This window comes from Streptomyces yerevanensis (genome assembly GCF_000716805.1).
Taxonomy (GTDB): Bacteria; Actinomycetota; Actinomycetes; order Streptomycetales; family Streptomycetaceae; genus Streptomyces; species Streptomyces flaveus.
Map to the genome: position 1 here is coordinate 23848 of NZ_JNWJ01000078.1, position 6175 is coordinate 30022.

Sequence of the window (6175 nt, forward strand, 5' to 3'; positions counted from 1 at the left end):
TATGCGGGACCCGCTGTCCGCCCTCACGGAAACCTTCACGTCGTTCCTGTTCGGCAAGGTCGAGACGACCCGCCTGCCGGTGCGCACCTCGACGGGCCAGGCCCAGGCGGTCTACCTCCCGACCGCCGCACCCGGCCTCGGCGACTCCGGCGTCATCATCGGCCGTGAGGTGTATTCCGGGAAGGGCTACATCTACGACCCCTTCCAGCTGTACGGGCAGCAGCTCCCGGCGCCCCACTGGCTCGTGCTCGGCGAGTCCGGCAACGGCAAGTCGGCCCTGGAGAAGACGTACGTACTACGGCAGTTGAGGTTCCGCGACCGCCAGGTCGTCGTACTCGACGCACAGGGCGAGGACGGCGTGGGCGAATGGAACCTCATCGCCCAGCAGCTGGGGATCACCCCCATCCGCCTCGACCCGACAGCGGCCCTGGACATGGGAATCCGCCTCAACCCGCTCGACCCGTCGATCACCACGACGGGCCAGCTGGCCCTGCTCCGGACGATCATCGAGGTCGCGATGGGTCACGGCCTCGATGAGCGCTCCGGCTTCGCCCTGAAGGTCGCGCACGCCTACGTCAACGGGACGATCACCAACCGCCAGCCCGTCCTCACCGACATCGTCGAGCAACTGCGCCACCCCGAGCCGGAGTCGGCCGAGGCGATGAACGTCGCCCTGGACGACGTACGGGCCTGGGGTCTGGACGTGGCACTCGTCCTGGACCGCCTGGTCGACGGCGACCTGCGCGGCATGTTCGACGGCCCGACGACGGTCGGCATCGACCTCGACGCCCCGCTCATCGTCTTCGACCTGTCCCACATCGACCGCAACTCCATCGCCATGCCGATCCTGATGGCCATCGTCGGCGTATGGCTGGAGCACACCTGGATCCGCCCCGACCGGAAGAAGCGCATCTTCCTCGTCGAGGAGGCCTGGCACATCATCAACAGCCCGTTCGTGGCCCAACTCTTCCAGCGGCTGCTGAAGTTCGGCCGACGGCTGGGTCTGTCTTTCGTGGCGGTGGTGCACCACCTGTCCGACGTGGTGGACGGAGCGGCGGCGAAGGAGGCGGCGGCCATCCTGAAGATGGCGTCGACGCGGACGATCTACGCCCAGAAGGCGGACGAGGCGAGAGCGACGGGCCGGGTCCTGGGCCTCCCTCGCTGGGCGGTGGAGATCATCCCCACCCTCTCGCCCGGCATCGCGGTGTGGGACGTCAACGGCAACGTCCAGGTGGTCAAACACCTGATCACCGAGATGGAACGCCCCCTCGTCTTCACCGACCGCGCCATGACCGAGTCGTCCGCCCCCGACCTGTCGGACGACGCGCTACGGGCCGCCGAGCTGGAGGCTGAGGAGCGAGCAGCGACGTTCATGGAGCAACACCTGAGCGATCTCGACGACTCGTCCGAGTCCACGGTGGCGTAAGAGCGACAGGGGCGAGATGAGACCGTACGAGCGAGGCCGGGAGCACGAACGCGGTGAAGGGGGCGTCCCCGACGGCCTGGTGATCGGGGTGCTCGCGTTCCTCCTGGGCATGACCGTCCTGGTGTGGTCGGCAACAGGCCTCGCCGGCCTCTTCGACCACGGCTCCTGGCCCTCCAAGGTCACCTTCGGCCGTACGCCCCTGGCGATGCGCCACCTGATCCAGCAACCGCACGACGTGGCGGGCGCCTGGCCGGAGACTCCGGAGGGCCAGCTGTCGGGGTACGGGCTGTTCTGGGGGCTGTTGATCGGCCAGTTGATGGTGCTGGTGGTCCTGACCGTGTTCGTGATGGGCACGGTGGCGAGGTGGCGGGCGGTGAGGGCTGCCCGACGACACAAGGCTGCCGCGTACGGCTCGGAGCTCCGGCCGGGGGACACGGCCACGGCTGGTTCGGGCGCTGCATCTGGGGACGGGGGGCTGCCGCCGGGTGGGGCGTACGGTCCGGGGGACGGAGGGCTGCCGGGTGGGCAGCCCGGCTCGGTACCGGCGCCGGGGGCGGCATACGGCTCGGGGGTTCAACACGGGGACTCGGGGCTCCCACCAGGCGGGGTGCCCGGCTCGGGACGAGAGCCGGGCGGAGCGTATGGCTCGGAGGCTCGGCCTGGGGGTGAGGCTGGTCCGGACGGTCGGCCCTGGGCCGGCTCGGGGCTCCCACCAGGCGCCGATGCCGATACTGGCTCGGGCTTCCCCGCCGGGGGCGCGACCGTCCCAGGGTTCCCGCCTTCCGCCGGCACGGAAGTCCCGTCTGCGGGCGCGACTGGCTCCGGCCAACCATTTTCGGCCGACTCTGGCGCGGGTTACCCGGCCGGGGACGCGGCAGGCTCGGGGCTGCCGCCCGCGGCCGGCTCCGGCTCCGGCCATCCGTCTTCGACCGGCTCCGCCCCAGCCCTTCGGCCCGCGACCGCCTCCGGCCCGGCTTACCCCCACACGCCCACTCCCCCCACAGCCCCCTTCCTCCCAGGAGGACCGACGGGCCCGGCGGCGGAGCCGCCGTCCGGGGCGGCTCCCTATGCAGCCGACAGTAAACGGGCGGGTGGGTGGGAAAAGCCCCCCATCCCAAACCCGCGCAGCCCCGTCGTCGTCCTCGGCCCCCCACAAACCCGCCACCCCCTCGCCACCGAAGCCGTACGGGACGCCGAGGGCCCCGCCCTCGTCATCACCTCCAACCCCACCCTCTGGTCGGACACCAAGGACGCCCGGGCAAAACTCGGTCCCGTCCTCCTCTACGACCCCTCCCACCTCTGCGACACCCCGGCCCGCCTCCACTGGTCCCCCTCAACCGGCTGCCAGGACAAGGACACCGCGAGGGCCAGGGCGGCAGCCCTCCTCGCCCCGGTCCGCCCCACCGCCAAAATGGACCAGGCGGTCGCAGACGTCGCGGAAACTCTCCTGCGCAGCTACCTCCACGCCGCCGCAGCAGACGGCCGCACCATCCGCCACCTCCACCGCTGGGCCCAGGGCACCGGGGTCCAGGAAGCCGTACGCATCCTCCGTACGAACCCCAAGGCCGCCTCCGGCTCCGCAGGCGAACTCGAGGCCGCCCTCACCTCGTACCCCGAACGCCGCGACATCGCCCAGGAGTTGACAGCTCGCGCCCTCTCCTCCCTCTTCACAGTGAACGTCCGCGAGGCCTGCACCCCCAACCGAACTGACGCCCTCACCCTGGATTCCTTCGTCAACGAAGGGGGCACGCTTTATGTGGTGGGTGAACCCATCGAGGACCCCAAAACGAACCCGAGCGCGATGCCACTTCTGACGGCCCTCGCCTCAAGCGTGGTCGAGCGCGGCCGGCGCATGGCCGAACGGTCATCCTCCGGCCGCCTCGACCCACCACTCACCCTCGTCCTGGACGACGTGGCCGCGGTGGCGCCCCTCCCCCAGCTCCCGGACCTGCTCACCACAGGAGCCGACCGAGGCATGCCCACCCTGGCCCTCCTCCGCTCCCGAGAACAGGCCCGCACCCGCTGGCCCAACCAGGAGCTCCCGGCCTAGCACCTCAGGGCCGCTTCATCACGAACTCCAGCTCCCGCACGGCGGGATCACCCGGCACAGGAACGGTCTTCCCCGTCGGTACGAACCCGATCTTCCGGTAGAACCCCTCGGCCCGCGCGTTCCGCTCGTGCACGAACAGCCGCACCCGCTCGACCCCGGCCGCTTCCCAGGCCCACTCCAGGGCGTGTGCGAAGAGCCTCTCGGTAAGCCCCACCCCTCGCGCCTCGGGCCGCACAAAAACCCCCACGAGATGCCCCTGCCGCACCTCACTCACACCCCCGAACGTCCCCTCGACCCCCGCCTCCTCAACAAGCACAACCACCGACCCGACCCACCGCCCGTCGCCCTCCTCGGCCACGAACTGCCGCCGCTCGGCCACACCCTCCGCAGCCCCCGCCGCCCGCTCCCGCCAGAAACCGTCGGGCTTGGCCACGGCCTCCTCGTACGTCTCGAGAAAAGCGAGATGCGCCACCGGGTCCCGCAGCCCAGCCAGCCGCAGCTCCTTCACCGCGGGCCACTCGTCGGCACGTATGGAACGGATCACAGGGTCCATGGGCGCCACCGTAATACCCAGGTACTACGCCCTCACTCGATTTCCCGCCACCGCCCGACGCCCCGCCCCTGCACCGCATACGAGGATGTCCCCGTGGCAACTCGCGAACAGGACTGGCAGGGCGACTGGACCCACAACGGGCAACCCCTCACCCGCCAGTTCCACCACCTCGTCCAGCGGGTACGCGCCTTCGACCGACGCCGCTCGTGGGTGTGGGACGTCCTGCTCACCGGCTTCTACGTCACCGCCTGCCTCACCGACTTCCTCAGCGGCGGCTGGAAGAGCGTCACGGAGAACCCCGATACACCGACGTGGCTGCTCGGAGCGATGTCCCTGGGCTTCTCGGCCCCGCTGTTCTGGCGCCGCAGCCATCCCTTCGCAGTCCTGCTGGTGATGCTGCCGTTCTCCGTCGCCAACGTCTGGTCGGGCGCGGTCCTGCAAGCCTCCACGACTCTGCTCGTCGTCATCTTCAACATCGCTCTACGCACCCGCTTGCGCACCCTGCTCTGGTCCTACGTTCTCGCCGTGGCACCCTTCTGGATCGCCGGTTTCCGCTACCCCGACGATCAGGGCGGCCCCGGCGCACTCATCGTCCCGGTCATGATGGGCCTCGCTCTGTCGGCAGTCGGCGGCATAGCCGTCCGCACCCGCCAGGAGTACCTGGCCTCGCTCCACGAACGCGCCCGCCAGCTGGAAGTAGAACGCGACCAGCAGACCCAACTCGCCGCGGCAGCGGAACGCACCCGCATAGCCCGCGAGATGCACGACATCATCGGCCACAACCTCTCGGTCATCACAGGCCTCGCCGACGGCGGCTCCTACGCGGCAGCCAAGTCCCCGGAACGAGCCGCCCAGGCCCTGGAAGCCATCGGCACGACCAGCCGCCAGGCCCTCACCGAACTCCGCCGCCTCCTCGACGTCCTACGCGAGGAAGCCCCCACCGCCGAACTGACCCCCCAGCCCTCCCTCAGGGACCTCGACCACCTCATCGAAGGCGTACGATCCGCCAGCCTCCCCGTGCGCATCAAGACCCACGGCCGCCCACACCCCGTCTCCACCGGCACCCAGATAACGATCTACCGCGTGATCCAGGAAGCACTCACAAACACCCTCAAACACGCAGGCCCCGGCGCCACTTCACAAGTCTCGATCTCATACGAAGACGGAGGCGCCGTCACAGTGACAGTCACCGACACCGGCCGAGGAGGCCCTCATCCCAACGGCACCCGAGGCCGCGGCCTGACCGGAATGCGCGAGCGAACCGCCCTGTACAAAGGAACACTTGAGGCAGGCCCGCTGCCGACCGGCGGCTGGCGGGTCCACCTTCATCTCCCAGCCACTCAGGCCCTCCCTGCACCGAAGGAAGCAACTCCGTGACCACCGTCCTCATCACCGACGACCAGCCCCTCCAGCGCCTGGGCTTCCGCATGCTCCTGGAGAGCCAGGACGACATGACGGTGCTGGGAGAGGCGGGCAACGGCACGGAGGCGATCCGTATGTCGGCCGACCTCCGCCCGGACGTCGTCCTCATGGACATCCGCATGCCCGGCCTCGACGGCATAGAGGCCACCCGCCGCATCATCGCGTCCGGCGATCGCACCCGCGTCCTCATCCTTACCACCTTCGACCTCGACGAGTACGCGTATGCCGGCTTACGCGCAGGTGCCAGCGGCTTTCTCATCAAGGACGCACTCCCCGAAGAACTGCTCTCAGGAATCCGTGCAGTGTCGACAGGAGATGCGGTGGTGGCCCCAAGCCTGACCCGACGACTCCTCGACGCATACGTCCAGCACCTACCATCCACGGCCCCGACCGACTCCACTTCCCTGGACCCCCGACTCGCTGTCCTGACAGAACGAGAACGGGAAATCCTCACCGTCATCGGTCAGGGCTGGACAAACGCCGAGATCTCTTCCCGATTTCATCTCGCGGAGTCGACGGTAAAGACGCACGTGAGCAGAATTCTCGCCAAGACGGGGGCGAGAGATCGGATTCAGGCGGTGATCCTGGCGTACGACACAAGGCTGGTATGGCCGTCCTGAAATGCAGAAAGCCCCACACCAAAAGGTGTGGGGCTTTCTCAATGTTTGTTCGGCGGTGTCCTACTCTCCCACAGGGTCCCCCCTGCAGTACCATCGGCGCTGTG

General features: G+C 69.1%; 5 protein-coding genes. 4 read left to right on the forward strand and 1 reads right to left on the reverse strand.

The features are described 5' to 3' along the window. Position 1: 1 nt before the first annotated feature. Entirely contained in the window at positions 2 to 1426 is a 1425-nt protein-coding gene (locus OP79_RS43215) for an ATP-binding protein (protein WP_033328623.1), read from the forward strand. A 16-nt stretch (positions 1427 to 1442) separates the two neighbouring features. Beyond that, a complete protein-coding gene (locus OP79_RS52850; protein ID WP_078492388.1) occupies positions 1443 to 3476 on the forward strand; it encodes a type IV secretory system conjugative DNA transfer family protein in 2034 nt (677 codons plus the stop codon). Between the two features lie 4 nt (positions 3477 to 3480). On the opposite strand, the gene OP79_RS43230 is transcribed toward OP79_RS52850, so the two are convergent. Beyond that, complete coding sequence (locus tag OP79_RS43230) at positions 3481 to 4029, reverse strand: GNAT family N-acetyltransferase (RefSeq protein WP_033328625.1); 549 nt, start codon at positions 4027 to 4029, stop codon at positions 3481 to 3483. A 93-nt stretch (positions 4030 to 4122) separates the two neighbouring features. On the opposite strand from OP79_RS43230, the gene OP79_RS43235 reads away from it, so the two are divergent. Both OP79_RS43235 and OP79_RS43240 read left to right on the forward strand, forming a co-directional pair. After that, a complete protein-coding gene (locus OP79_RS43235) occupies positions 4123 to 5406 on the forward strand; it encodes a sensor histidine kinase (RefSeq protein WP_033328626.1) in 1284 nt (427 codons plus the stop codon). Beyond that, positions 5403 to 6071, forward strand: coding sequence for a response regulator (locus OP79_RS43240; protein ID WP_033328627.1), 669 nt, complete (start codon positions 5403 to 5405; stop codon positions 6069 to 6071). Before OP79_RS43235 ends, OP79_RS43240 begins: the two co-directional genes overlap by 4 nt. Positions 6072 to 6175: the final 104 nt, after the last annotated feature.